Annotated in this window: 21 protein-coding genes and 1 pseudogene; 8 read left to right on the top strand and 14 right to left on the bottom strand. The window is 60.6% G+C overall.

Going from position 1 to position 26,561, the window contains the following annotated elements:
• The 4 genes from ACYG9Y_RS11330 to ACYG9Y_RS11315 are packed head-to-tail and all read left to right on the top strand — an operon-like array spanning position 1 to position 2,984.
• On the top strand, positions 1 to 651 hold the full coding sequence (locus ACYG9Y_RS11330; RefSeq protein ID WP_023738781.1) for a TadE/TadG family type IV pilus assembly protein: 651 nt from the start codon (positions 1 to 3) through the stop codon (positions 649 to 651).
• Entirely contained in the window at positions 648 to 1,811 is a 1,164-nt protein-coding gene (locus ACYG9Y_RS11325) for an AAA family ATPase (protein ID WP_023738782.1), read from the top strand. Before ACYG9Y_RS11330 ends, ACYG9Y_RS11325 begins: the two co-directional genes overlap by 4 nt.
• A complete protein-coding gene (locus tag ACYG9Y_RS11320) occupies positions 1,795 to 2,394 on the top strand; it encodes a L,D-transpeptidase (protein ID WP_023738783.1) in 600 nt (199 codons plus the stop codon). The genes ACYG9Y_RS11325 and ACYG9Y_RS11320 overlap by 17 nt, the downstream gene beginning before the upstream one ends.
• Complete coding sequence (locus ACYG9Y_RS11315) at positions 2,391 to 2,984, top strand: hypothetical protein (protein WP_023738784.1); 594 nt, start codon at positions 2,391 to 2,393, stop codon at positions 2,982 to 2,984. Before ACYG9Y_RS11320 ends, ACYG9Y_RS11315 begins: the two co-directional genes overlap by 4 nt.
• Positions 2,985 to 3,006: 22 nt before the next feature.
• Here the strand turns inward: ACYG9Y_RS11315 and ACYG9Y_RS11310 are convergent, their stop codons facing one another.
• The 3 genes and pseudogenes from ACYG9Y_RS11310 to ACYG9Y_RS11300 form a co-directional block, all read right to left on the bottom strand.
• On the bottom strand, positions 3,007 to 3,546 hold the full coding sequence (locus ACYG9Y_RS11310) for a hypothetical protein (protein WP_023738785.1): 540 nt from the start codon (positions 3,544 to 3,546) through the stop codon (positions 3,007 to 3,009).
• Between the two features lie 129 nt (positions 3,547 to 3,675).
• The gene (locus ACYG9Y_RS11305; RefSeq protein WP_156929786.1) at positions 3,676 to 3,864 is read right to left on the bottom strand and encodes a hypothetical protein; all 189 of its coding nucleotides are present in this window, start codon (positions 3,862 to 3,864) and stop codon (positions 3,676 to 3,678) included.
• A 129-nt stretch (positions 3,865 to 3,993) separates the two neighbouring features.
• Positions 3,994 to 4,985 (bottom strand): annotated as a pseudogene (locus ACYG9Y_RS11300) (IS481 family transposase).
• A 166-nt stretch (positions 4,986 to 5,151) separates the two neighbouring features.
• On the opposite strand from ACYG9Y_RS11300, the gene ACYG9Y_RS11295 reads away from it, so the two are divergent.
• Positions 5,152 to 5,460 (top strand): AIPR family protein, encoded by a 309-nt coding sequence (locus ACYG9Y_RS11295; protein WP_023738787.1) that lies wholly within the window; start codon positions 5,152 to 5,154, stop codon positions 5,458 to 5,460.
• 106 nt (positions 5,461 to 5,566) lie between these two features.
• Here the strand turns inward: ACYG9Y_RS11295 and ACYG9Y_RS11290 are convergent, their stop codons facing one another.
• From ACYG9Y_RS11290 to ACYG9Y_RS11270, 5 genes are all read right to left on the bottom strand, one after another.
• On the bottom strand, positions 5,567 to 5,785 hold the full coding sequence (locus ACYG9Y_RS11290; protein ID WP_245260421.1) for a conjugal transfer protein TraD: 219 nt from the start codon (positions 5,783 to 5,785) through the stop codon (positions 5,567 to 5,569).
• 286 nt (positions 5,786 to 6,071) lie between these two features.
• Complete coding sequence (locus tag ACYG9Y_RS11285; protein ID WP_023738789.1) at positions 6,072 to 7,409, bottom strand: HlyD family type I secretion periplasmic adaptor subunit; 1,338 nt, start codon at positions 7,407 to 7,409, stop codon at positions 6,072 to 6,074.
• Positions 7,410 to 7,428: 19 nt separating this feature from the next.
• The gene (locus ACYG9Y_RS11280; protein WP_023738790.1) at positions 7,429 to 9,129 is read right to left on the bottom strand and encodes a type I secretion system permease/ATPase; all 1,701 of its coding nucleotides are present in this window, start codon (positions 9,127 to 9,129) and stop codon (positions 7,429 to 7,431) included.
• 174 nt (positions 9,130 to 9,303) lie between these two features.
• Positions 9,304 to 18,846: an Ig-like domain-containing protein gene (locus ACYG9Y_RS11275; protein WP_352608007.1), complete on the bottom strand. Its 9,543-nt coding sequence runs from the start codon at positions 18,844 to 18,846 to the stop codon at positions 9,304 to 9,306.
• A gap of 18 nt (positions 18,847 to 18,864) precedes the next feature.
• Positions 18,865 to 19,329 carry a hypothetical protein gene (locus ACYG9Y_RS11270; RefSeq protein WP_156929787.1) on the bottom strand — a complete coding sequence of 155 codons (465 nt, stop codon included), beginning with the start codon at positions 19,327 to 19,329 and terminating at the stop codon, positions 18,865 to 18,867.
• Positions 19,330 to 20,362: 1,033 nt separating this feature from the next.
• Between ACYG9Y_RS11270 and ACYG9Y_RS11265 the strand changes: the two genes are divergently transcribed.
• Positions 20,363 to 21,100: a site-specific integrase gene (locus tag ACYG9Y_RS11265; protein ID WP_245260422.1), complete on the top strand. Its 738-nt coding sequence runs from the start codon at positions 20,363 to 20,365 to the stop codon at positions 21,098 to 21,100.
• Positions 21,101 to 21,335: 235 nt separating this feature from the next.
• Here the strand turns inward: ACYG9Y_RS11265 and ACYG9Y_RS11260 are convergent, their stop codons facing one another.
• The 5 genes from ACYG9Y_RS11260 to ACYG9Y_RS11240 form a co-directional block, all read right to left on the bottom strand.
• The gene (locus ACYG9Y_RS11260; RefSeq protein ID WP_023738794.1) at positions 21,336 to 21,491 is read right to left on the bottom strand and encodes a hypothetical protein; all 156 of its coding nucleotides are present in this window, start codon (positions 21,489 to 21,491) and stop codon (positions 21,336 to 21,338) included.
• Between the two features lie 410 nt (positions 21,492 to 21,901).
• On the bottom strand, positions 21,902 to 22,084 hold the full coding sequence (locus tag ACYG9Y_RS11255) for a hypothetical protein (RefSeq protein ID WP_023738796.1): 183 nt from the start codon (positions 22,082 to 22,084) through the stop codon (positions 21,902 to 21,904).
• 450 nt (positions 22,085 to 22,534) lie between these two features.
• Positions 22,535 to 22,741 carry a KTSC domain-containing protein gene (locus ACYG9Y_RS11250; RefSeq protein WP_023738797.1) on the bottom strand — a complete coding sequence of 69 codons (207 nt, stop codon included), beginning with the start codon at positions 22,739 to 22,741 and terminating at the stop codon, positions 22,535 to 22,537.
• A 43-nt stretch (positions 22,742 to 22,784) separates the two neighbouring features.
• Complete coding sequence (locus ACYG9Y_RS11245) at positions 22,785 to 22,979, bottom strand: hypothetical protein (RefSeq protein ID WP_031244300.1); 195 nt, start codon at positions 22,977 to 22,979, stop codon at positions 22,785 to 22,787.
• Positions 22,980 to 23,231: 252 nt separating this feature from the next.
• A complete protein-coding gene (locus tag ACYG9Y_RS11240; protein ID WP_348524245.1) occupies positions 23,232 to 23,354 on the bottom strand; it encodes a DUF3606 domain-containing protein in 123 nt (40 codons plus the stop codon).
• Positions 23,355 to 23,479: 125 nt separating this feature from the next.
• Here ACYG9Y_RS11240 and ACYG9Y_RS11235 point away from each other — a divergent pair, with 125 nt between their 5' ends.
• Both ACYG9Y_RS11235 and ACYG9Y_RS11230 read left to right on the top strand, forming a co-directional pair.
• Complete coding sequence (locus ACYG9Y_RS11235) at positions 23,480 to 24,349, top strand: ATP-dependent DNA ligase (RefSeq protein WP_023749313.1); 870 nt, start codon at positions 23,480 to 23,482, stop codon at positions 24,347 to 24,349.
• A gap of 90 nt (positions 24,350 to 24,439) precedes the next feature.
• On the top strand, positions 24,440 to 24,799 hold the full coding sequence (locus tag ACYG9Y_RS11230; protein ID WP_084014313.1) for an ArsR/SmtB family transcription factor: 360 nt from the start codon (positions 24,440 to 24,442) through the stop codon (positions 24,797 to 24,799).
• 825 nt (positions 24,800 to 25,624) lie between these two features.
• Here the strand turns inward: ACYG9Y_RS11230 and ACYG9Y_RS11225 are convergent.
• On the bottom strand, positions 25,625 to 25,942 hold the full coding sequence (locus ACYG9Y_RS11225) for a DUF982 domain-containing protein (RefSeq protein ID WP_023738802.1): 318 nt from the start codon (positions 25,940 to 25,942) through the stop codon (positions 25,625 to 25,627).
• Positions 25,943 to 26,561 lie beyond the last annotated feature (619 nt).

Raw genomic sequence — 26,561 nt, 5'->3', positions numbered from 1 at the left:
ATGATCAGGCGTTTTGCAAAATCGGAGGACGGCGCGGCGGCGGTGGAAATGGCCATCGTTTCGACGCTGTTGTTTACGCTGACGCTGGGCTTCGTCGATTTCGGCTATGCGCTCTACCAATGGAATGCTGCAACCAAAGCGGTCCAAATTGGTGCACGACTGGCATCGATCTCCGATCCCGTCGTAACCAATCTGACCGCTGCCGCACCCACCACGACGCCAGGCGCGCCGGTTATCGCCGGCGCGTATGGCCCCTTCGTCTGCAAATACACCGGAACCACGGGCGCTTGCAGCAACGGCGGCACGTTCAACGCCACCGATTTCAGCCGCATATTCCGGGGCGACACGGCTGTCACCAACAACGACGACTGTCCGGACATCACGGCAGCCCAGCGGGCCACCATGCGGCTAGGCATGTGCCATTTCTTCCCCGGCCTGCTGCGCAGCAATGTCGTCATCACATATGCCGCCACTGGCCTCGGCTACCAGACACGGCTGGGCGGCCCGGTCCCGACGATCACCGTCAGCCTGCAGAACATGACCTACCAGTTCTTCTTCCTGGGCGGGCTGATGACACGGTTCACCTCCCTCACCATGCCCTCCATGCTGAGCACGGTCACGGGCGAAGACATGAAGGTCTCGTATCCATGAACGCCATCAACACCAAGGTTACACCGACCAAGCGAAAGCAGGTGGCGCTGTTCTCGTCGGATCCGAATTTCAAGCGCGATGTGGCGACGCGGCTCGATGCGCTGGCGATCTACGACGTCAGGGTTTCCGAGACGAGCGACTTCCTTAGGGGGCCGCCCGCGGATACGCGCCCCGGCATCGTCATCCTCGACCTCGGCAATGGCGAGTTGCTCGGAAGGCCGGGCATCGTCGAGGCGCGCGCCCTTTGGGCAACCGTGCCGCTGATCGCGGTCTCAGACGAGCTGTCGTCGGAGCAGACGCGTGTGCTGGTGCGCATGAACGCTTCGGACTGGCTGCACAAGCCGCTCGACGGCAAGGAACTGCTCAACGCGGTGACCTTCCACGACACCGGCAACCAGGGAACCAAAAGCCGCATCATCACCTTCATCAGCGCCAGCGGCGGCGCCGGCGCGACGACGCTCGCTTTGTCGGCGGCCGAATTCCTGGCGTCGAAATCGAAGGAACGCGGGGCTTCCACCTGCCTGGTCGACCTCGATTTCCAGAGCGCCAATTGCGGCGCCTATCTCAACCAGTTCAACCAGTTCGACCTTGGCGGCATTATCGGCCAGCCGGAGAGGCTCGATGTCGAACTGATGGACGTCATCAAGCTCTCGCGCCCGTCCGGGCTGACGCTCTATTCCTTCGAGAGGCCGCAATTGCCTTTTGAACCGCAGGGCAGTGATTTTGTCTTCCGGCTGCTGGACCTCGTCGCCTACCGGTTCGACGACATCGTCATCGACCTGCCGAACATCGAGACGCCTTGGCACAATTCCGTGCTGTCGACGAGCGATGAGATATTCATCGTCTTCGAACTCAACGTCGCCTCGCTGCGGCAAGGCAAACGGCTCTACAAGAAGATCCGTGAGTTGCGTGGCAATGCTGTCAGCATCACGCTGGTGGCCAACAAGCACAAGCGCAAATGGTTCGGCAACCACTTTTCGCGCAGCGAGCTGGAAAAGATCTTCAAGGCGCCGCACATCAAGTCGGTCGCGCTGGACAATGCGCTTCTGACCGATGCGTTGAACCGTGCTATCCTGCCTGCCGAGGTGGATGGGCGTGCGCGCTTCAACAAGGACCTCAAGCGGATGTTCAAAGAGCGGCTCGATGACGCTGCCAAATAGGGGGCGGCCAAGTAGGTATCGGATTGGCCCGGGATTGGCCTATGTCATGAGCATTGCGCTGATGATGCTGGTCCAGGATTTCGCCAGCGCACGATCGGCACTTTCGGATCGGCCGCCGCTGCCGGCAATGGGACCCAGCCTGCGCAAGACTGTTGCCTTCGAGACGACAGAACAGCCCGGAACGATCGTTATCCGCAAGGGCGAGAAAGCGCTTTATCTGGTGACCCGACAGGGCCAGGCGCTTCGCTATCAGATCAGCGTCGGACGCGACGGCTTTGGCTGGACCGGAGTGGTCGAGGTGGGGGCGAAGACCGAATGGCCGGAATGGCGCCCACCCCGCGAAATGCGCGCCCGCCAGCCGGACCTGCCGCAAATGGTGCCTGCCGGTCCTTACAATCCACTTGGCGCCAGGGCGCTTTATCTGCTTCGGAACGGGCGTGACACGCTCTATCGGATACACGGAACCAACGATCCCAAGGGTGTTGGCTTCGATGGAACATCGGGGTGTTTTCGCCTTACCAACACCGATGTGATCGATCTCTTCAGGCGCGTCGCGATCGGCGCAAAGGTGGTGGTTCAATGACGATGATCAGCGAACCGGACATGCCGGCAATCGAGATTGGGACAGCAACCCGCACCGGAGAGCAGGCTGTCGTTGGGAAACCGAGCGACAAAAGCATTATCGGCGCGGTCATCATCGGCACGTCCCTGCTCACCTTCGTGAACATAATAGCCGCAGTCTATCTCTACCGCGGCATCAGCGATGTGCGCTTTCTGGAAGGGCGCCTGGAACAACTCGGGACGTTCGAACAACGAATCGGCAGCCGGTTGGATACGGTCAACAACGGTTTTCAGAGCCGATTTGAAAAACTGGACACTCAACTGCAGAGCAGCTTTGGCGAAATCAACCGGAGCATAGCCCGGCTGGAACAGAACCAGCCTATTGTCCATGACGAAATCACGTCGAGCGCAGCGGAACCTTCCGTCGACACGACCAGCAGCATGGCGGAGGCGCCTGCTGTTCTCGATGGTGAAGACGCGACCGAGCCCAGCGTCGTCGATACACCGCGTCCGCCCAAAAGGAGGATTGCAGCTGCAGCCCCCGCCCCAAGCTCCAACTACCAGCGCATAGAGCAGGCCGACGGCAAGGTTTACTACCGAAAGATCAACTAGCGCTGGAAAAAGGTGGGCTATCCTAGAGATCTCGCTGCAGAGCAACGAGCCTAGCGGCCAGCGCTTCGGCCCGCTGTCGGGTTTCGCTGAGGAAGATGACATGGCAGTAGGCGCATGCCGTCACGCCCAGAAACAGCACAAGGCTGTTCTTCAAGGTGAAATCGACCGTTAGTTGGAACGGAAGGCCGCCGGGTACCGTGAAAGAGGCGATCGTGCTGGCTGTTTCGGAATGGCTGGTGACAGCGATCATCAACCCGGCGAAAAGCAGGGCGACGTGGTTGGCAAGGAAGAAGAACGCGGCCGACCTTCTTGTGCGGCACGCCATCCAGCAAACCATCGACGCGGCGGCCAGCATCAAGGCATCAAGGACCATCGACGACCCGAGATAAAGATCGACCTGTTGCCAGAACATCGTCGACAGCGGCCTTAGTTCAAGCCAGATCCGCCACATTGCGGGACTGGCCGGATGTGCTCCCAGCAAGAAAGTCGCCATGCGCTCCCCTGCCAAGATCAGCAGGATCAGAGCTGGGAAGGCAAAGAGCATTATCGACTTGCGCTTCATGTCACCCTCGACAAACTGGCAACAAGATAGCTTGCAGAGATTGAGCGAGGCTTAACGGACCGTTGCTGGTGCTGCGGCAGCGCAGCCAGCGGCGCAAGCCAGCTGCATATCAGAAAGCGCCATGCGCCATTAGTTGTTTTGGGTGAGCACGAGCGTCACCACCTTCGGCTCGACTCGTTGCAGACATCGTTCCGGAATATTGGGCCACATCGCCTTGGCGCATCCCTCTTCGCCTGGCGCCGGCGCCAGCGAGAGTTCTGAGCTACGGGCTTCCTCGGCGGTCGTAAGGAAGACCTGTGTGGCCAGCGCGGTCGCCATGGATACCTGGACGAGGATAAGGGCGTAAGCGAAACTTCTGATCATCCGCTCGAAACGCTGAATTCGCGAGCTGGTTCCAATGGCCTGCCCACCGGGTAACCACGATCGCGATTTTTGCGCTTCAGTGCCTTAAATGTTTAGTCCCAAGGTTTGATGGGTTGGATCGAGCCTGAATCGTTCGGGCTCTTTTGTCCAGATTTTGCAGATGTATTCAAAGGGCGTGAGGCCCTTGAGGGTCTTCAGTCGACGGCCGAAATTATAGGCTAAGACGAAATCGGCGGGATGCTGGCGCAGTTGGTCATGGCTCTCGTAGTAGAAGGTTTGACGGTCGCATCCTTGATCGTGCGGTTCATGCGTTCGACCTGGCCGTTGGTCCATGGGTGCCTTGGCTTTGTCGTTCGGTGGTCGATATCGGCCTTGGCGCAAGTATGTTCGAAGGCGTGCGCCCATATGATTTCTCCCGCCGCCATGGCTTCCTTGATCAGCGGAACGGCCGAGCCGCCGGCACCTGGGGTCGTGAACTGAATGCCGTTGTCGGTAAGCACTGTGTGGATCTTGTAAGGGACAGCATCAAGAAGATGGCGCAGGAAATCGGCGGAGACCGCTGTCGTTGCCTTCTCGTGCAGCTCGACGAAAGCGAACTTCGAGGTCCGATCTATGGCCACGAACATATGCAGCTTGCCCTGCTCGGTTCGGACCTCGGCGACGTCGATATGGAAGTAGCCGATTGGATAGGCCTTGAACTTCTTCCTTGCCGGCTTGTCGCCCTCGACATCCGGCAACCTGCCTATCCCGTGACGCTGCAGGCAGCGATGCAAGGATGACCGCGACAGATGCGGGATCGTCGGTTGGAGAGCATAGAGGCAATCGTCCAGTGGCAGCAGCGTATAACGCCGAAAGGCGACGATGACCGCCTCTTCCTCAGTCGATAGCACTGTCGACTTCGGATCTCTGGGGCCAGTCGGAAGATCGGCGGCCGACGTCCGGTTCCTCCACTTCCTAACCGTCTTCTGATTGATGCCGTAGCGCTTCGCCAGCGCCCTCAGGCTCTCTTGACTATGCTGTATCGCTCGACGGATCGCCTCTGTCGTCGTGGCGCTCCCATGAAGAACCTGGCCCATAGCGCATCCTTTGATTCGGACGAAAAGTATGCGCCATCAAAGCCTGGGATCAAACAACTAGCAGTCATCGGAATTCTTAGATAGCAAACCTTCGTCCACGTCCCAGCTCCTCGCCCAGACCGCGGAAACGGACGCGGTGGTTGTGGGCTCAACGTAGGTCTTGCCATTGCTGATCAGCGTGATTGCGCGGCAGACGACCGGTTCGATCTTCCGCGCGTGGCGCAAGGACGATGTGGACGCGAGCCGCCTCCAAGTGCGGCTCAAGATTATCGAGATTCTGGACGATGGTGACATCGAGGAGATCGCGCCGCGCATCTCCCAGTCGGCCAACAATCAGAACAAGGTCGACATGGCCGACTTCTCGTCCAATCATCCCTTCCACCGACGGTGCAGGAGCTTTCGGGTCGATCTGGGCGCCCCCGGCGGGCGGTATGCAACGTCAGTCACGCTGGTTCTAGGAACGTGCGCGCGGTAGCGACGAAAGCTTCCTGCGCAGGCGTTTGACTGCGGCGTCGGCGCTGGCGCACCGGAGAAGTCTGCTGTTCGGGCTTCGTGCCGGCCGCTGCTCGCGCCAACTATGGCTAAGTTCGCCGTCCCATCCGCTCGTCACGCCGTTCAGCATCGAACGCCTGGCTACCCTTCTCAGTCCATAATCGTTGTGCTTGCTCGCCTTCTGGGCTCTCGACCTTCGCGGTCATCCAGAGCATCGCGCCGTAGTTGGCAGCGCGATCGTAGTTGGTCAGATTAACGATGCCTGCCTTGACGAGGAGGCCGATCGGTAATGCGATGGATTTTTGCACGAACATACACGAACAAACATATTAATTTGTGTTGCAGCCATGTTGCAGGGACAGCAAGGAATGGGCTGAGACATGCCCGGAAAGAAAGGATTTAAGCGACAGAGAGCCGGAAAGTTCGTGCAACATGGTACTACCCCAACCGTAATCGCCAGAAATCGAAATAAGCTCCCGGATGGGTTGGGCCGCCTTGGACATGGCGCAGACCATCGATAAGATGGGTCTCGCCACCTACCTTGGACCGCGTCCGCAAATTGAAAAAACGCGAATATGTTGGGCGCGAAGCTCGTTACTTCTGGCGAAACGCGGAGTGGAACGACACAGCCAGCGGGCCTAAAATGTAGTCCAGTGCGGTGCGTTCCTCGGTGACGATCATGACTGACGCCGGCATGCCCGGATAAAGCGCAATCTGTGGGGCCGCGGCCAATTCCGCGGGATCGACCGCTACGTCGGCAAGATAGTAGGGAAGCCCGGTCTTGCTGTCGGTGACGCGATCCGCCGAAATGCGGGTGACCCGTCCATGAATGACCGGTATCGAACGCTGCTTGTAGGACGTGAAGCGGACCTCGGCCGTCATGTCGGCGCGCAGGCTGGATATGTCCTCGACCTTCACCTGCGCCTGAACGATCAACGAATTCCTAGTCGGCACGATGTCGAGGATGGTCTGGCCGGGGGCGACGATCGCGCCGGTCGAGAAAACGGTGAGATTCATCACCTGGCCGTCATAGGGCGCCCGCACTTCGGCGCGGTCGACCGTGGCCTGCGCGGCGAACATTTTCGGTACCAGGTCGGCGAGGTTGGACTGGGCGTCGATCAGCATGGTTGAGAGTTTTGCGCGGCGCTCGTTGGTGAGCTGCGCAATCTGGCTTTCAAGCTCGGCCTTACTCTGGCGGTTTCCGGCTATATCGCCGAGAGTCTGGTCGATCAGGCCCTGCAGGTCGGAGGCGGAGCGGTCGAGCTCCAGGACACGCGTGCGCGTTGTCAGGCCGGCCTTCAGCAACTTGTTGAGGCCTGCCTTTTCATCAATTGTCGACTTGAGCTGCGCACGAAAAGATTCGACGCGCGCCTGCTTTCCATCGATCTGCTCGTCGAGTTCGGCTATCCGTTTCTGCAGGATCTGCTTGGCACCGGCCATCGAGGCGCGCTGGCTCCCGAGGTCGACAATTTGGTTGGTCATCGCGTCCTGCAGATAGGCCTGGTGCTCAGCGGTGATGTCCTTCGGAAAGGCGACTGCCTCATGGCCGTCGAGCTCTGCACGAATGCGGGCATCGGTAGCGCGCAACAACGCATATTGCTGCGAATAGAGGTTGAATTCGGAACGGGCGTGCGTGTCGTCGAGCACCACCAGCACATCGCCTGCCTTGACGATGTCGCCATCCTTGACGCGGATCTCCTTCACCGTGCCGCCGTCGAAATGCTGTACGCTCTTTCGATTGCCTTCCACCTTGACGATGGCGTCGGCGAGCACGGCGCCGTTCAGCGGGGCAAAAGCCGCCCAGCCGCCGAAGATACCGAAGAAGGCAATGATGATCAGCAGGCCGACAGAGGCCGGCACCCGGATCGAATCCGGGGCCAGGATACCGGTTTCGCCGGACAGGCTCCGGTAGGTGAGGGCGCCGTCGCTCATCGATCTCTCCGGCCACAGCTCATTGGGTTGCCACCGCCATTGGAGCCGCGCGCTGGTTGAGCAGCGCCACGATCTCGTTTCTCATGCCGAAGGCCTCGACGGCGCCATCGCGCAACAGAAGGATCTTGTCGACATTGGCCAAGGTCGAAGGCCGGTGCGAGACGATGATCACTGTGCTGCCGCGGCGCTTGAGCTCGATCGCGCACTCGCTCAGCGCGCGGTCGCCATCGGCGTCGAGATTGGAGCTCGGCTCGTCGAGAATGATCAGGTTCGGCGTCCCGAATACCGCACGAGCAAGAGCAATCCGCTGCCGATATCCTCCCGACAGCACTGCGCCGCCTTCGCCGATCTGGGTCTCGTAGCCCTGCGGCAGCCGAATGATCATCTCGTGAACGCCGGCGAGCCGCGCGGCGGCTATCACCTCCAGGTCGACATTGGTCTTGAAGCGGCCGATGTTGGCGGCGACCGTATCGGCGAAGAGTTCGATATCCTGCGGCAGGTAGCCGATGTGGTCGCCGAGCGCGTCGTGCCCCCACTGCGACAGGTCGGCCCCGTCCAGCCTGACGGTGCCGCGGCTGGGTTGCATGACGCCCGCGAGATGACGCGCCAGCGTCGACTTGCCGGCGCCGGAAGGGCCGACGATTCCCAGCGCCTCGCCTGCGTCCAGCCGGAATGATACGTCGCGGAGAAGCACTTTCTGCTGGCTGGCAATTGCAAAGCTGACCTGCTCGACCGAAATCTTGCCGGTGGGCTTCGGCAGGTTGAAAGATCTTTCGTTCAGCGCGCCCCCGTCGACCAGCTTCTCGACCCTTGCCAACGCCGCCCGGGCCAGGATCAGGCTGCGCCAAAGGCCGACGATCTGCTCGACCGGCTGTAGCCCCCGGCCCAGCAAGAGGCTCGCCGCAAACATGGTGCCGCCGGTGATCTGCCGCTCGATCACCAGATAGGCGCCGAGGCCGAGGATCAGCGACTGCATGGTGAGCCGCAGGAACCGGATCAGGCCGGACATCAGGGCGGCGCGATCGCTTGCCTCCGCTTGGCGCCGCAGCGCCAGGTTACGGTCGCGCCCCCAGCGGCGGATGAGACCGTCGATCATCCCCATGGCGCGAACGACTTCCGAGTTTCTGAGGCTCATTTCGGTAAAGTTGTAGTTGGTCGTCGCCAGGTCGTTGGCCTGCTTCAGCGGCGAACGCACGAGATACTCGTTGAGCACGGCCATGGCGATCAAGAGCAGCGAGCAGCCCAGCGCGAAGAAGCCGAGCCACGGATGCAGCAGGAAGATGATGCCGATGTAGATGGGTGACCATGGCAGGTCGAACAGGGCATGGATGCCGCTGCCGGTGATCACCTGCCTGAACGTGTCGAAATCGCGGATCGGCTGGCTTTGCGAGGAGCCCGGCGATGGGGTCTCCACCGACGCGGCGAGGACTTTTGCCGACAGCAACCGGTCGAGCCGCGCGCTGGCACGCGTCAGGATGGAGGCGCGCACCAGATCGAGGCCGGCCAACGAAAGGAAGGCCGCCAGCAACACCAGGGTGAGCATCACCAGCGTGGTTTCGCTGCCGCTGGTGACGACCCGGTCGTAGATCTGCAGCATGTAAAGCGGGGACGCGAGGTAGAGCAGATTGATCGCCAGGCTGAATGCCGCCGCAACCAGGAAATAGCGGCGGCATGCCCGAAGCGCATCCTTCACGATCTTGGATTTGTTGTCGAGACTCAACGACCCAGCGGAAAACCGCCCCCCTGGCCACGCCCGGAACCGATAGTACTCCTGATCCTTCGATCGGCCACGTGGTTCCCTTCCTATTCCTGCCGTAAACCTTAATTCGTAAGCTGAATCAGGAAACGGTAGCATGAGGAGAGCCAAGGCTGTCCGCGCGGCTCTCCTTTTGGTTCACATCACAAAGTCGCTCATTTGCACCACCGTCCTGCCGGTGCCGTCGTCGGCAAGTGTGAAGCTGTGGGCATCGTAGACGCCGAGCAGGTGGAGCGTGGCGTTGTGCGTGCCGTCCGTGACGGTCAACGTTCCCCCGGCGCCGTCGAGGTCCGCCTGATAGGCAGCGGACGTTCCGGTGCCGAACAGGATGTCTTCGAGGTTCACCTTGTCGTCATTGGTGATGCCGGCGATGCTTCCGCTGAAATCGAAGGAATCGTCCAGCTGCAATGTGCCGGCGGCATTCGCCGCGAACGTGACGTCGGTTGAAGAGGCCGCACCGAACTCCAGCTTCGACAGGTTGCCGATGGTGGCATCGCCGTCACCGGTGACCTGGCCGTTGATGTCAATGTTACCACCATTGGCCCAGATCATGCCGGAATTCGCCAGCCCGCCGGTGATCGTAAGGCCGCCGGAGCCGGTTGCCTCCAGCGTTCCCGAATTGACGACGACGCTGCCTCCGGTGTCGACGACCAGCGCATTCGAGCCGGTGGCGATGATGGTGCCGCTGTTGTCGAGGCTGAGCATCCCGCCGCCCATCTGGCCGGCGCCCGATATCGTGTTGTCGACATTGACCAGAGTGACGTCCGGCCCCGTGCCGGAGATCATGTTGGCGGCGCTGTCGGACAGCAGGATCTGCCCGCCACCCTGCAGGGTCACGCCATGCTGGATAATTTGCAGCAGCGTATTGCTGCCGGTCGAGTCCAGCGAGATAAGGCCGCTATTGTTGATCGTGCCGCTCAGCGGCAGCAAGGCGCCGTCGCCGATCGTCATGGTGCCGGCATTGTTGACCACCGGCGTCTGGTCGAAGACGAAATTGCTTCCGGTCAGTGCGCTCGAGTGCACGCCATCAAGGGTGATCGATTGCCCATCACCAAGCGCGATCACCGCGTTGCCGTTGGCGTCGTCGGTGATGTGCGTCTGGAGATCGGAGAAGCTTGCCAATCCGTTGTAGCCGATGAGGTCGATCTGGTCGGCTGCGGCGTCGAAATAATGCACCGTATCGGCGCCGATCGGCTGCGAGAAGACGAAGAGATCGTTGCCGCTCGAGCCGGTCAGCACGTCGTCGCCGGACCAGGCAAAGATCGGCGAACCCGGAGCGTAAGCCTCGACATTGTCGGCGATGGACGCGCTGCCCAAGGTGCCGTCGGCATTGGTCCAGGTCATCTGGACGTCGAGCACGGCTGCCCCGGTGAAACTGGTCGGTGTGGTAACGGTCAGCCCCTGCAGGTCGTTGGTCTGTGTCGTCCAGGTTCCGTCGGCAATATGGGTTGCGCCGTCGATGGTCCAGCCCGAAGGTACGTCCTTCACAGTGACGGTGATGAGTGCGCCCTCATGCGATGGATCGGTAAGGGCGAGATTGATGGGCTCGCCGGACGTGCCGGCGGGCTTGAGGCCACCTTGGCTGACTGCTGCAGTCGTATGACCGGTTGTATCCGAGAATGCTCCGGCATCGATGCTAAGGGTGTAGGACGATCCGTTGCTGCTTCCTGCGCCTTTGTCCACTTGGAATGTATACTGAGTGTGGGCTGCGTTGAAGCTTCCTGACCCAGCGATCACACTGACATTTGGCAGGCCGGATACATGCATCACGTTTGATAGATTTCCAAAATTCGCATTGACGGCGGTCGTAAACGTTATGGTGACGGTACTTGGGTCAGCGTTATTCCCCTGTTTGCCATCCGCTACCAAGCTAATTAGCCCGGGAGTAACTTCGTCCGTGCCGAAGACCGTCACAGCCAGGTTGGCCGATGTTGTTCCGCCATGCCCGTCCGAGACGGTGTAAGTGAAGCTGTCCGTGACGGTCTGGCCCGCCGCCAGAGCCTGCACACTGGGTTGGGCGTTCGCCAGAGTATAGGTGTAGGCTCCGGTCGCCTTGGTGATTACAAGCGAGCCGTAGGTTCCGGTCCTGGTGAATGTGGTGCCGTTGTCGATGCCGCCGGAGAGCGCGGAGACAGCCAGTGTATCGGCATCAGGATCGCTATCAGCATGGTCCGAGAATGTTCCCGACGGCGCGCCGGCATGTGCCAGCGTCTGCAGCACGTTGCCGGTGGCGTTGGTGTTGGTGTCTTCCTTCGCCCAATTGGTGTCGTCCACCACAATCGGATTGTCGTTAACCGCGGTAACGGTGATCGCGACCGTGTCGCTGTCGGTCAGGGTTCCGCCCGATCCGCTATTGCCGGCATCACTGGTAAGGACGGTCAGCGTGTCGCCGCCGTTGAAGTTCGCAACGCCCTTGTAGACGACGTTGTTGAGCGCAGCCAAGCTGGTGTTGATCTGCGCCACCGTGCCGGTCAGCGTCACGGATCCGGTGCCGCTGCCGGAGATCGCGGCGCCGCCTGCCGATGCGACCGTCAGTGTGCCGTGCAGCACCGACAGCGTCGTGGTGATGTTGGTGGCGCTGCCAGCATCTGCGTCGGCAATCGCCAGGCCGGTGACAGAAAGGTTGGTGTCCTCGGCGACCGTCTGCGGTGCCGGCACCGTATTCACCGGCGCGTCGTTCACACTGGTGACGTTGATGGTGAAGGTGTTGGCCGACTGGTCGAGATCGACGCCGCCATTGGCGGTGCCGCCGTTGTCCTGAACCTGGAAGGTGAAGTTGGCATAGGGCGAGCCGTTCTCGTTGGCATCCGCCACAAACGTCAGATTGCCGATGTCGGCGAGCGCGATTGATTGGCCTGCCGTCACGTCGACGCCGCTCAGCTTGAGCACGCCGTTGCTGGCCAGCGTGGTGATCGTCACCGCCGCCAGGGCGTTGGCCGGGCTGTCGTTGGCATCGGTGAAGCCGAAATCGGCCGCCGCGAAGGTGTAGGTCCCGTCCTCGTTGATGGTCGTCGAATTGTCGGTGCCGGCCGGCGCGTCGTTCACACTGGTGACGTTGATGGTGAAGGTGTTGGCCGACTGGTCGAGATCGACGCCGCCATTGGCGGTGCCGCCGTTGTCCTGAACCTGGAAGGTGAAGTTGGCATAGGGCGAGCCGTTCTCGTTGGCATCCGCCACAAACGTCAGATTGCCGATGTCGGCGAGCGCGATTGATTGGCCTGCCGTCACGTCGACGCCGCTCAGCTTGAGCACGCCGTTGCTGGCCAGCGTGGTGATCGTCACCGCCGCCAGGGCGTTGGCCGGGCTGTCGTTGGCATCGGTGAAGCCGAAATCGGCCGCCGCGAAGGTGTAGGTCCCGTCCTCGTTGATGGTCGTCGAATTGTCGGTGCCGGCCGGCGCGTCGTTCACACTGGTGACGTTGATGGTGAAGGTGTTGGCCGACTGGTCGAGATCGACGCCGCCATTGGCGGTGCCGCCGTTGTCCTGAACCTGGAAGGTGAAGTTGGCATAGGGCGAGCCGTTCTCGTTGGCATCCGCCACAAACGTCAGATTGCCGATGTCGGCGAGCGCGATTGATTGGCCTGCCGTCACGTCGACGCCGCTCAGCTTGAGCACGCCGTTGCTGGCCAGCGTGGTGATCGTCACCGCCGCCAGGGCGTTGGCCGGGCTGTCGTTGGCATCGGTGAAGCCGAAATCGGCCGCCGCGAAGGTGTAGGTCCCGTCCTCGTTGATGGTCGTCGAATTGTCGGTGCCGGCCGGCGCGTCGTTCACACTGGTGACGTTGATGGTGAAGGTGTTGGCCGACTGGTCGAGATCGACGCCGCCATTGGCGGTGCCGCCGTTGTCCTGAACCTGGAAGGTGAAGTTGGCATAGGGCGAGCCGTTCTCGTTGGCATCCGCCACAAACGTCAGATTGCCGATGTCGGCGAGCGCGATTGATTGGCCTGCCGTCACGTCGACGCCGCTCAGCTTGAGCACGCCGTTGCTGGCCAGCGTGGTGATCGTCACCGCCGCCAGGGCGTTGGCCGGGCTGTCGTTGGCATCGGTGAAGCCGAAATCGGCCGCCGCGAAGGTGTAGGTCCCGTCCTCGTTGATGGTCGTCGAATTGTCGGTGCCGGCCGGCGCGTCGTTCACACTGGTGACGTTGATGGTGAAGGTGTTGGCCGACTGGTCGAGATCGACGCCGCCATTGGCGGTGCCGCCGTTGTCCTGAACCTGGAAGGTGAAGTTGGCATAGGGCGAGCCGTTCTCGTTGGCATCCGCCACAAACGTCAGATTGCCGATGTCGGCGAGCGCGATTGATTGGCCTGCCGTCACGTCGACGCCGCTCAGCTTGAGCACGCCGTTGCTGGCCAGCGTGGTGATCGTCACCGCCGCCAGGGCGTTGGCCGGGCTGTCGTTGGCATCGGTGAAGCCGAAATCGGCCGCCGCGAAGGTGTAGGTCCCGTCCTCGTTGATGGTCGTCGAATTGTCGGTGCCGGCCGGCGCGTCGTTCACACTGGTGACGTTGATGGTGAAGGTGTTGGCCGACTGGTCGAGATCGACGCCGCCATTGGCGGTGCCGCCGTTGTCCTGAACCTGGAAGGTGAAGTTGGCATAGGGCGAGCCGTTCTCGTTGGCATCCGCCACAAACGTCAGATTGCCGATGTCGGCGAGCGCGATTGATTGGCCTGCCGTCACGTCGACGCCGCTCAGCTTGAGCACGCCGTTGCTGGCCAGCGTGGTGATCGTCACCGCCGCCAGGGCGTTGGCCGGGCTGTCGTTGGCATCGGTGAAGCCGAAATCGGCCGCCGCGAAGGTGTAGGTCCCGTCCTCGTTGATGGTCGTCGAATTGTCGGTGCCGGCCGGCGCGTCGTTCACACTGGTGACGTTGATGGTGAAGGTGTTGGCCGACTGGTCGAGATCGACGCCGCCATTGGCGGTGCCGCCGTTGTCCTGAACCTGGAAGGTGAAGTTGGCATAGGGCGAGCCGTTCTCGTTGGCATCCGCCACAAACGTCAGATTGCCGATGTCGGCGAGCGCGATTGATTGGCCTGCCGTCACGTCGACGCCGCTCAGCTTGAGCACGCCGTTGCTGGCCAGCGTGGTGATCGTCACCGCCGCCAGGGCGTTGGCCGGGCTGTCGTTGGCATCGGTGAAGCCGAAATCGGCCGCCGCGAAGGTGTAGGTCCCGTCCTCGTTGATGGTCGTCGAATTGTCGGTGCCGGCCGGCGCGTCGTTCACACTGGTGACGTTGATGGTGAAGGTGTTGGCCGACTGGTCGAGATCGACGCCGCCATTGGCGGTGCCGCCGTTGTCCTGAACCTGGAAGGTGAAGTTGGCATAGGGCGAGCCGTTCTCGTTGGCATCCGCCACAAACGTCAGATTGCCGATGTCGGCGAGCGCGATTGATTGGCCTGCCGTCACGTCGACGCCGCTCAGCTTGAGCACGCCGTTGCTGGCCAGCGTGGTGATCGTCACCGCCGCCAGGGCGTTGGCCGGGCTGTCGTTGGCATCGGTGAAGCCGAAATCGGCCGCCGCGAAGGTGTAGGTCCCGTCCTCGTTGATGGTCGTCGAATTGTCGGTGCCGGCCGGCGCGTCGTTCACACTGGTGACGTTGATGGTGAAGGTGTTGGCCGACTGGTCGAGATCGACGCCGCCATTGGCGGTGCCGCCGTTGTCCTGAACCTGGAAGGTGAAGTTGGCATAGGGCGAGCCGTTCTCGTTGGCATCCGCCACAAACGTCAGATTGCCGATGTCGGCGAGCGCGATTGATTGGCCTGCCGTCACGTCGACGCCGCTCAGCTTGAGCACGCCGTTGCTGGCCAGCGTGGTGATCGTCACCGCCGCCAGGGCGTTGGCCGGGCTGTCGTTGGCATCGGTGAAGCCGAAATCGGCCGCCGCGAAGGTGTAGGTCCCGTCCTCGTTGATGGTCGTCGAATTGTCGGTGCCGGCCGGCGCGTCGTTCACACTGGTGACGTTGATGGTGAAGGTGTTGGCCGACTGGTCGAGATCGACGCCGCCATTGGCGGTGCCGCCGTTGTCCTGAACCTGGAAGGTGAAGTTGGCATAGGGCGAGCCGTTCTCGTTGGCATCCGCCACAAACGTCAGATTGCCGATGTCGGCGAGCGCGATTGATTGGCCTGCCGTCACGTCGACGCCGCTCAGCTTGAGCACGCCGTTGCTGGCCAGCGTGGTGATCGTCACCGCCGCCAGGGCGTTGGCCGGGCTGTCGTTGGCATCGGTGAAGCCGAAATCGGCCGCCGCGAAGGTGTAGGTCCCGTCCTCGTTGATGGTCGTCGAATTGTCGGTGCCGGCCGGCGCGTCGTTCACACTGGTGACGTTGATGGTGAAGGTGTTGGCCGACTGGTCGAGATCGACGCCGCCATTGGCGGTGCCGCCGTTGTCCTGAACCTGGAAGGTGAAGTTGGCATAGGGCGAGCCGTTCTCGTTGGCATCCGCCACAAACGTCAGATTGCCGATGTCGGCGAGCGCGATTGATTGGCCTGCCGTCACGTCGACGCCGCTCAGCTTGAGCACGCCGTTGCTGGCCAGCGTGGTGATCGTCACCGCCGCCAGGGCGTTGGCCGGGCTGTCGTTGGCATCGGTGAAGCCGAAATCGGCCGCCGCGAAGGTGTAGGTCCCGTCCTCGTTGATGGTCGTCGAATTGTCGGTGCCGGCCGGCGCGTCGTTCACACTGGTGACGTTGATGGTGAAGGTGTTGGCCGACTGGTCGAGATCGACGCCGCCATTGGCGGTGCCGCCGTTGTCCTGAACCTGGAAGGTGAAGTTGGCATAGGGCGAGCCGTTCTCGTTGGCATCCGCCACAAACGTCAGATTGCCGATGTCGGCGAGCGCGATTGATTGGCCTGCCGTCACGTCGACGCCGCTCAGCTTGAGCACGCCGTTGCTGGCCAGCGTGGTGATCGTCACCGCCGCCAGGGCGTTGGCCGGGCTGTCGTTGGCATCGGTGAAGCCGAAATCGGCCGCCGCGAAGGTGTAGGTCCCGTCCTCGTTGATGGTCGTCGAATTGTCGGTGCCGGCCGGCGCGTCGTTCACACTGGTGACGTTGATGGTGAAGGTGTTGGCCGACTGGTCGAGATCGACGCCGCCATTGGCGGTGCCGCCGTTGTCCTGAACCTGGAAGGTGAAGTTGGCATAGGGCGAGCCGTTCTCGTTGGCATCCGCCACAAACGTCAGATTGCCGATGTCGGCGAGCGCGATTGATTGGCCTGCCGTCACGTCGACGCCGCTCAGCTTGAGCACGCCGTTGCTGGCCAGCGTGGTGATCGTCACCGCCGCCAGGGCGTTGGCCGGGCTGTCGTTGGCATCGGTGAAGCCGAAATCGGCCGCCGCGAAGGTGTAGGTCCCGTCCTCGTTGATGGTCGTCGAATTGTCGGTGCCGGCCGGCGCGTCGTTCACACTGGTGACGTTGATGGTGAAGGTGTTGGCCGACTGGTCGAGATCGACGCCGCCATTGGCGGTGCCGCCGTTGTCCTGAACCTGGAAGGTGAAGTTGGCATAGGGCGAGCCGTTCTCGTTGGCATCCGCCACAAACGTCAGATTGCCGATGTCGGCGAGCGCGATTGATTGGCCTGCCGTCACGTCGACGCCGCTCAGCTTGAGCACGCCGTTGCTGGCCAGCGTGGTGATCGTCACCGCCGCCAGGGCGTTGGCCGGGCTGTCGTTGGCATCGGTGAAGCCGAAATCGGCCGCCGCGAAGGTGTAGGTCCCGTCCTCGTTGATGGTCGTCGAATTGTCGGTGCCGGCCGGCGCGTCGTTCACACTGGTGACGTTGATGGTGAAGGTGTTGGCCGACTGGTCGAGATCGACGCCGCCATTGGCGGTGCCGCCGTTGTCCTGAACCTGGAAGGTGAAGTTGGCATAGGGCGAGCCGTTCTCGTTGGCATCCGCCACAAACGTCAGATTGCCGATGTCGGCGAGCGCGATTGATTGGCCTGCCGTCACGTCGACGCCGCTCAGCTTGAGCACGCCGTTGCTGGCCAGCGTGGTGATCGTCACCGCCGCCAGGGCGTTGGCCGGGCTGTCGTTGGCATCGGTGAAGCCGAAATCGGCCGCCGCGAAGGTGTAGGTCCCGTCCTCGTTGATGGTCGTCGAATTGTCGGTGCCGGCCGGCGCGTCGTTCACACTGGTGACGTTGATGGTGATGCTGGCGGTCTCGGTGACGCCGCCAGAGGTGACGGTGTAGGAGAATACGGCCGGACCGTTGTAGTCGGCGGCCGGGGTGAAAGTGAGCGCATTGCCGGCGCCGAGCGTGACCGAACCGTGGCCGACAGCAATGGCCGGCCCGCCCACGGTGATCGCACTGCCGTTGATGGCGGTGATCTGCGCGCTGCCCTCGAAATTGTCGGCGCCCGAGACCTCGTTGGCCCCGCTCACCGGGTTGAAGGTAAAGGCGGTGTCTTCATTGGTGAGGACCGTATCGGCGACGATGTCGCTGATGGCATTCACCGTGACGGAGATGCTGGCGGTCTCGGTGACGCCGCCAGAGGTGACGGTGTAGGAGAATACGGCCGGACCGTTGTAGTCGGCGGCCGGGGTGAAAGTGAGCGCATTGCCGGCGCCGAGCGTGACCGAACCGTGGCTGACAGCAATGGCCGGCCCGCCCACGGTGATCGCACTGCCGTTGATGGCGGTGATCTGCGCGTTGCCCTCGAAATTGTCGGCGCCCGAGACCTCGTTGGCCCCGCTCACCGGGTTGAAGGTAATGGCGGTGTCTTCATTGGTGACGACCGTATCGGCGACGATGTCGCTGACCGCGTTGATGGTAATCGCTACCGTGTCCGTGTCGGTCGCCAACCCGTCCGAAGTCGCGATGGTAAGGTTGTCCGCACCATTATAGTCCGGCACTGCCTTATACGTCAGACTGGAGAGCACGGCGTTGATTTGCGCCGATGTACCCGTAATGATGACAGAATTCGTCCCGTTCTGTGTGACGCCTGGTCCGGACGTCACCGTAAGGGTGCCGTGATTGACCGAGATCGTCGTCGTTAGTAGCCCGCCGTCGGAATCCGCGACAGATATTCCCCCGATGGCTTTCGTCGTGTCCTCGGTAGCGATCTGCGCCGCAAGGGGGACAGTGTTTACCGGCCCATGATTTGTGGTGTTGTCGACCGTCACAGGGGCGATTGTCTCGACCGCACTGACCTTCAGGTTGACGCTCTTGAACTGGTAAAATGACTGATCAGCCTGCAGCGTTTGTTGATTTCTGTGAGCCGGATACCAAACCGTATTGAAATAGTTGATCTCGTCGTTCAGCGCATGCATGAATGCGGCGTCATTGCTTTGTTGGACGCTGACGTAGATCTTAAGGGTGTCTATCTCCCCCGTTCCGCCCTTGGCCGAGCCGTTTCCGCCATCGTAGTTGTCGTATCCGCCAAAAGAACTGCCGCTCTGAGCGGCTCCGTTGTCGTAGACGGTGCCGCCGGTGAGAGTGCCAGGCAATCCGCCTGATCCCGCAACGTAGGTGCTCCCAAGCTTGTATTGGTTCTCATAGGCCCGGAAGATCAGAAGGTCAGCGCCTGATCCGCCCAGAAGGTCATCGAAACCACTGCCTCCATCGAGCGTATCGGCGCCTGATCCGCCATTCAGGCGATCGCTTCCAGCGCCGCCCAGAAGCACGTCGTCTCCGCTACCACCAACCAGATTGTCGCTGCCACTTGTGCCAATGGTCGTTGCCATGCCCAATCCCCTATCTTGCTAATTGTTCTTTCGATCCAGAAGTGTCGACATCGATCTGCCGCTTTGCGGCGGGTCGCTCAAAAATTGTGAACCGGTGAGGGCAAGTTCGCCTTCGCCCACTAACGGCTTGATCCTGAACGAGAGTGCCGGACCAAATGAGTTCGCATCCAGACCAATGGCATGTGTACCAATGCCAAACGCCCACGCTCGCGAGTCCGGCAAACACAGCTTGATGCCTGCTGAATCTGCGCAGGCAACAGCGGGCTTCTTCGGATCGGTCGAGGCGGAAAACTCATCATTCGGAGAGCAAAGTGCGATTTCGGCCAGATCGCTACTCGACCCATCGAGAGATATAATGGTCAGAACGGTGGAAATGGGGACGGGCGCATTTTCGGCTAAGCGGTAGGTATAATCTCCGCCCTGTGGCGTATCGGGAAGCAACGTCGAAATTCCGTCGGCGTGTACGATTTGAGAAGCAGCCATTATAACCCCCTTACTCATACACAGATGCCCCCACATCCGTTTACCGACCGCACTGAAAAGACAAAGCACTCGCTATCAAAGCTCATAGACTTAGTCAGCCCACCCAACCACCGCTATGTTACGCCTTGCGAACGGCTGACTCAGCAGTACCGTTTACGGATGGCGGCTCGATGTTGATGATGATGATGATGATGTTGCGACGAGATTGGTCGTCGCGCTGCGTCTCCCCTTGCGTCGGCAAACTCGTCGGCTGCCGATCATGTTTTTAAGAAAATGCTTATATTAGGAGATTATTAACTCTTCCGAGGGGGAGTCGTCAACATTCGACTAGCGTGACAGTTAACAGTCAAAATAAAACGTGCACGGAACCGGCTGCGGACCGCCTTCAAGAAACGCATGCCCCCGTGAGGTGAATGTGTAGCAGCAACCGCCGATCTCATAGACAATTGCGTTTCACTGTGTCGGTTGCTGTAACCATCTGAGAAGGTCCCAAGAGTCCGAATTTCCGCACCTTGGCCTTGTCTTTCGACCAGGAAGGGTAGGGATGGTCTGATTTCGATGCATCGTCTCCGGTAGGAGAGGTAATTAGGCGCGATCAATATCCGGTTTCGATCATTCTCAGGCCGGCTCGAATTGTCCTGGAAGTCTTAATTGGCATCGAGAAGGTGATGGGGCTGCCCGTCAAGGATCTGCTCCAAGCAGTTAATCCAAAACCTCACCAATCTTTTGGAAAACGCGGCGGCTGAAAAGGCGGGAGCAACCCAAAAATGGCCGGCACACTGATCTCCTTCAAAATTGCCGGTATTGCGCGCGGATCAAGAGCGCACGCTAAGGCAACATGGAGCCTGGCAGGGTAGAGGCGACGGGCAAGATCGTGGTCATCGCCGCTACACATACGAGCGAACCGGAAAACCCCATCGACCAGTGTATAAAAAATCATGCGCGTTCGTCTTAAGGGGCTGAACAGCCGCACGAAACAACTCGCCGACGGCAGCCTCGTCACCTACTAGTGGGCTTGGAAGGGCGGGCCACCTTGCCTGGCAAGCCTGGAGATCCCGAATTCATCGCGGCCTACAAAGCTGCCGCCGCGACCAAGGCCAAGCCGCGCCAGGGCGCGCTCCTGTCCGTGATGAATGAATTTCAGGCCAGCTCGGATTTGGATGACCTGGCGCCGCGCAAGCAAGCCGACTATGTCAAGCTGATCAAGGTTATCGGAAAGAAATTCGGTGACTTCCCGCTGTCGGGCATGAGCGACCGCCGCACGCAGGGCATCTTCATGGAGTGGCGCGACGAGCGCGCCAAGGCATCGCGCCGACAGGCAGACTATGGCTGGCAGGTGCTGGCGAGGATCCTGTCCTGGGGACACGGTCGCGGCCTTGTGTCAGCCAATCCTTGCGAGAAGGGCGGGCGCCTCTATCGCGGCACCAGGGTGGCTAACGTCTGGACTGCCGCCGACGAGGCCGCATTCTATGCCAGCGCTCCCGCGCACCTGCATCTGCCGCTCACACTGGCCTTGTGGACCGGCCAGCGCCAGGGCGACCTGCTGCGGCTCACTTGGCAGCAGTATGACGGCAAGGTGATCCGCTTGCAGCAATCCAAGACCGGAACTCGTGTGGTCATTCCCGTCGGCGCGCCGCTCAAGGCTGCGCTCGGGGCGCTGCGCGACAAGGTCGGGCAGATACTTTTGAACAGCGACGGCGTGCCATGGACCTCAGATGGCTTTCGATCATCTGGCGCAAGGCCTGCGCCTCGGCCGGGGTGGTCGGAGTGACCTTCAATGACATTCGCGGGACTGCTGTAACGCGCCTGGCGCTCGTCGAGGCCTGGGTGCCGGAAATCGCAACGATCACCGGCCACAGCCTTCCTCAACCGAGATCCGGCGCTCGGCGAAAGCGCCATCCGCAAGCTCGAAACGGGAACAAAAATTACCGACCGTGCGTCCGACTGACACGAAATATTCTAATGATCAAACGGAAAAATCGCTTTCTGGGGAACCTGGATTCGAATCATAGCTGCAGGTCACGTCGCACCTTTACCGGATAGCTGTCGGCATCCTTGCGCTTGTCGAACTGCTTGGAGCGGCGATTGCCGCCGGCATCGAAATAGTCGGCCAGCCAGCGGACTTCGACGGAGGGCAGGGTGCGTTTGCGGACTTTAGCCATTCCTATTCCTCGCGGTACTTTGGATGATGTTGCGTGGTGTGGGAGCGAGCTTGCCAAACCGGATAGCGTTCCGCCTCTTTCGCCAACTCTCTATCATTTCTTTCCGCGACGCTCCGATGGCCTCAAAACCTCTTGGCCGATGGGGACGTCTCCGGAGGCGTATTCATTCGCAAGCTTGATTGCTTCGCCCAACTATGGATTGTTGGCGAATGGCGCAAGTTCAACCAAAAGATTGAACAGGTTATCCAGACCGGAACATTAGCGGCGACTAACGGTTAATGTCCGGCAGTGTCCGAGAGCGATGGCGGTACTGGCGCTCGATCTTGTCTATTTTTTCGGCCCGACCCTAGGCGACCTGCTGGGCAGCGTCATTTCGTTGCTGGCGTGTTTGGTGCTTTACAACGCTTTGGCTACGGACCGCCCGAACCGATAGGTCGGGTATAACCCGCGATCGCCATTCCGAAGCCAAGGTCCAGGGCGACGCCAAGGAACAGCTTGCCGGCCATGTCGATGGCGAAGGCGCGTACAGGGCGCCATGCGTCTGTGCGGGGCGCTCTGAGGGACTTGGCGATGTCATCGAAGATCGTTTCCATCGCTCGAATCTCCGAATCTGTGAATCCCCTGTTTGCTCCGTCAAAGTCTAACGATCAGGGAAGCGCCATAGAAAGCACGTGCAGTAACGGTTGATTCAACCATTGCTGGTATAAGTGTGGTGTGAGTGGCGGCTCCGACAGCTCGGGGGTGGAACTGAGTGCCGAAGCCGCCTGCGCAGCCAAGGTTGGGGTTTGACCGCGCCGTCCTATTCTGGGACAGCGCGGTCAACGATTCGTTAAAATGATCCGGACCTAATAAGTTGGTGCTAATTGCGGCCTTCAGTCTTTTTGCGTCAGCCGGGAACATCCTCGCTCCGAGGCTGTTCGGTCACACCCGGCTCGTTCTCAGCGGTCCTGCCGGTGACCAAGATGGCCCCTCACTCATCATAGTCGGCCCGCGCTCGGAAGCAGGCGCGGGCCATCCCTGCACAAGCCCGGCGTCTCCAGATGTCAGCGCTCTGGCGCGAGCCGGACTGTATAACGATTGCGGATGTGGCTGTTAAAATAGACGCCCTTGGCAAAGGCAACTTTGAACGCAGCAACGGCATCAGCAGGTACGTCCAAAACCTCGTAATGCTTCCCGCTCGCTACAAACCAAACCGAGAGAACCCTGGTGTTGGGGTCATAGTCGAACTTGCGTATCGAGGTCGACGGCATGGTATGCCATCCAAAAACTCAGCTAGCCGAGTTGGATCGCCAGCTACAGGCTGAAACTGTATTCGAATATGTGGCCGCGCTTTTCGTCGGCAACCCTGATCCAGATGGGCTCGCTGGTGCGCAGAGTGACGTCGCGCTCTGTCGCTTCCCGCGCCGCCCTGATCGGCGTTGTCGCGTGGACGATGTGGGTAGCCGTCACGGTATCGCCGTCCATTTCCTCAACATGGTATTTCGGCACTTTTGGTCCTAAGCGTCCAGTGCGAGAGGCTGATCGTGATCCGGATCGGCATGATAAGCGACCTGGCGAAAATCGCGCATGTCGATCTGTTGGCGCAAACAGGGCAAGGGATGAAATGATCAAGTTCGCTCGCGGGCGGGCCTTCATGTCGATGCGATCAGTGGTCTGCCGAGATCAGATAGCCTGGTCATTGTTTCCGCAGCGCCTTGGCTACCCGCTCCAAAGTCTCGCGTTGGTTGCCGTGCTTTGCGATCAGCTCTTTGACCTGCTGGGTGTGATGCCGATCTTTGTTGCGAAATATTCAACTTCATAATTCTCGTCGGCCGAGACACGGTCCCGATCGCGAAAATCCCGCTTGCTCTTGTCATCGGCCATATCGTTTCCTCCTTCGCTCATCCCGCAACGTCGAGTTGACGTGTTTGTTGCACCAAAAGGCTGATTTCCGGTTTTGGAACTATTTTAGCTTTATCTTATTGAATCGCCGGAGGGTGGGTCTGTGCATGCGTTTGAAGTTCATCGAGCCGTTGATGCCGACCCTTGTGGAGAAGCCTCCCGAGGGTGAAGGCTGGACCCACGAGGTCAAGTTCGACGGCTACCGTTCCCAGCTGATCGTCGATGAAGATGGGACGCGGATCTACACTCGCCGCGGCCACGACTGGACCGCGAAATATCGCGACCTGGTGGGGGAGGCAAAGAGTCTTGGTGCCGAAAGCGCGATTGTCGACGGTGAGATCATCATCTTGAACGAAGCTGGCCTTTCGGACTTCGGCGATCTGCGCAAGGCGATCACCCGCCGACAGCAAGACCTCTATTTCGTCGCCTTCGATCTATTGCACCTCAATGGGCACGATCTGCGCGACATGGCGCTTGAGGAGCGGCGCGAGATCCTGGCCAGCATGATCGAGCCCGGGCGGCGTATTCAGTTCAGCGAGCCTCTGCCCGGCGAAGCCAAGGTGATCTTCCACTTGCTCGACCAGGCTGGGCTTGAAGGCATGGTGTCGAAGCGGAAGGACAGCAAACACCGCAGCGGTCCGTCGACCAACTGGCTGAAGGCCAAGTGCTATGCGATCGACGAGTTCGATCTGCTCGGCGTCGAGCGTGAAGCGGGCAAGCCGGCTTTCGCTCTCATGGCTGAGCGGGGCACAGGGCGCTATGTCGGCAGCGCGTTCGTCACCTTGAACCGGGAAATGCGCGAGAGGCTATGGAAACGCGTCCAAGAGCACCCAGGCACGGCGCCCAAGGGCGTCATGAAGCGGCCTGCGACGCAATGGGTCAAGCCGGGGCTGATCGGCCGCGTAAAGCACCTGCGCGGCGAGGATGACCTGCGGCATGCATCGCTGCAGGATTTGCGTGAGGATGAGGATCAATAGGAATTTGCTTTTTTTTGGCGGAACCGAGGGTTTGATTCCGCGTTGCTGCAGACTTAAGTTCTATCTTGGGTAGGACCTTAGTCTGATTCGATGATTTCAAGAAACCTTGCCGCCAGTGCCAAAACCGTCTCTGCCTTTCTCAGCTTGATGGGAAATGAGAAGCGGCTTTTGATCATGAACCACCTGGCCGGCGGCGAACTTTCGGCCGGTGTCCTCGCCGAGAAAGTTCAACTCAGCCAGTCGGCTTTGTCGCAGCATCTTGCCAAGCTCCGCGCCTTCGGCCTTGTCGACACCCGACGCGACGGTCAAGTAATCTACTACTACTGCTCATCCGGCGCAGCGCGCGAATTACTAGCTATGCTGGACGGCTTCCTGACGACCGGACGACCGCTCGCGGGCCCAGGTCCGCACTACGTTGCCCAAAGACTTCGCCGGCTGCGAATGGCCTGAGAAGGCAAATCTAGACGAGCGGCCCGCGCCAGCCTGTAAAGCGGAGCGCGGGCCTCAACCGTCGACATCGGTTGGCAGCGGGACACGCTGCAACCACCCAACTCACCCGCCCGAGGCCTGTTCCCCGGACACCCCGCCGCCTATGCGTTTGCGCGCAAATAGTTCGCGCAGTTCACTGGCGCTAGTCGATGTCGCGCAGCGGCTTTTTCGCCTCGGCGGTACATAGGACGGCCCAGCAGCCTTGTTGCGGGGGGCGCTAACGGGCGGGCCACTGGGCCTGACCGGTGATACTTAGCGCCGGCTGGCAAACATATGGGCACTGCTACCAATGCCAAACGAAACATACAAACGAAGGAAGGACGCGATCTAACCCGCGATCGCCATTCTAAAGCCAACACCAAGGCCGACTGCGACGCCCAGGAACAGCGTGGCGGCAAGATCGAGGGCGAAGGCGCGGACGGGGCGCCACAAGTCCTGGCGGGACCCCCTGAGGCCTGGCCGATATCATCGAAAACAGTGTCCATCCCTTCAGCATAGAAACGCCCGCACTGTGAATCCCCTTGGAACATCGTCGCCTCGAAACACTTCGGGCGGTCGCACTGTTCCCATATCAGTGTCTCCCAAAACTGCCCACTAACTCAACGGTTGGAGGGCTTTTTTGTACATTAGCGGAACCTGAAATTTGGGGGCTTGTTGATAGCACGGCAGCGAGTGGGTGTTCGCTGCTGGTCGAGGTCCCGCAAGACTCGGCCGGGCTCGCATCACCTGCCCCGGTCGGTGCGAGCCCACCGTCGCGCGACCAAGCGAGATCCCCTGTGTCGGTCCCTATTTGATACTAGGGGACGGCGGTTCATCATCACGATGGTTTATGGCACGTTGCCCGACATGCCGAGGGCGGGACTCCGTCTTGGCCGGCTGCAGCAAGCGCTGGTCGATAGCGGCGGCCTTGAACGCCGCAAATGCTACGGCCGGACTGCAGCTTCCATCCTTGGCCTCCGCAATTAATCGGCACGCATTCCTATAGGCCGCCGCTTCCTTATTTGGCCACTGCCCCTGGAGCGCTTCCTCGGCCTCACAGATGGAGGCAACCGTCATTGATTTCCGGTCTACCAGCTTAACGAAAAGCGGCAAAAAGGTGCTCATCGCACACCTCCCGACCTTTTAGTGCGCCGAACGCAAAGAGCTTTTTGGTTTCCATGCCTATTTGTTTTTTTGACCCATTTCAGCAGCACAAGCCAATTGAATCGGCGGGTTGGGACACGGCCGTAGGGGAATGCCTTCCAAAAATTGTATGGAACCGTGGCGACAACCACACATTCCTACCTAAGCGGTCGATTCCTCGGATGTAGCCGTGACGACGGAAACATGCGCCACCTGGAAGAGAGGCTAAGTCGCCTGAAAGACCAGTGGGAATCCGACCACCAGTTCATCGAAGGCGCCCGCCGTAGCCAGCGCTGGGCGGAGAGAGAACTGGAATCCCTACAATCGACCATCCAAGAGACACGAAGCATCCTAGAGGCCTCACGGAAGCTCTTGGCAAAGATTGCCGAGCGCGAACACCCTACCCAGCCGTAGGAATGGCCGGTGCACTTGGGCAATTGTGGGGGCTTTTCTTCTCGCTAGGTTAGCAAGCCCTCCGATTATTCCAAGCAATAACCATCTCTGTGCCTGACCGAACAAATTGTTCGACAGATCATCCGGGAGGTATCCTTCGCTTGAGGTCGTGGCCGCCGACCTGACGACGCCCGAAGGCTGCTCACAA

The sequence above is a fragment of the Mesorhizobium sp. W050 genome, from assembly GCF_054719535.1.
Note: the sequence above shows the minus strand (reverse complement) of the source record. Positions and strands in the feature narration are given on the sequence as shown.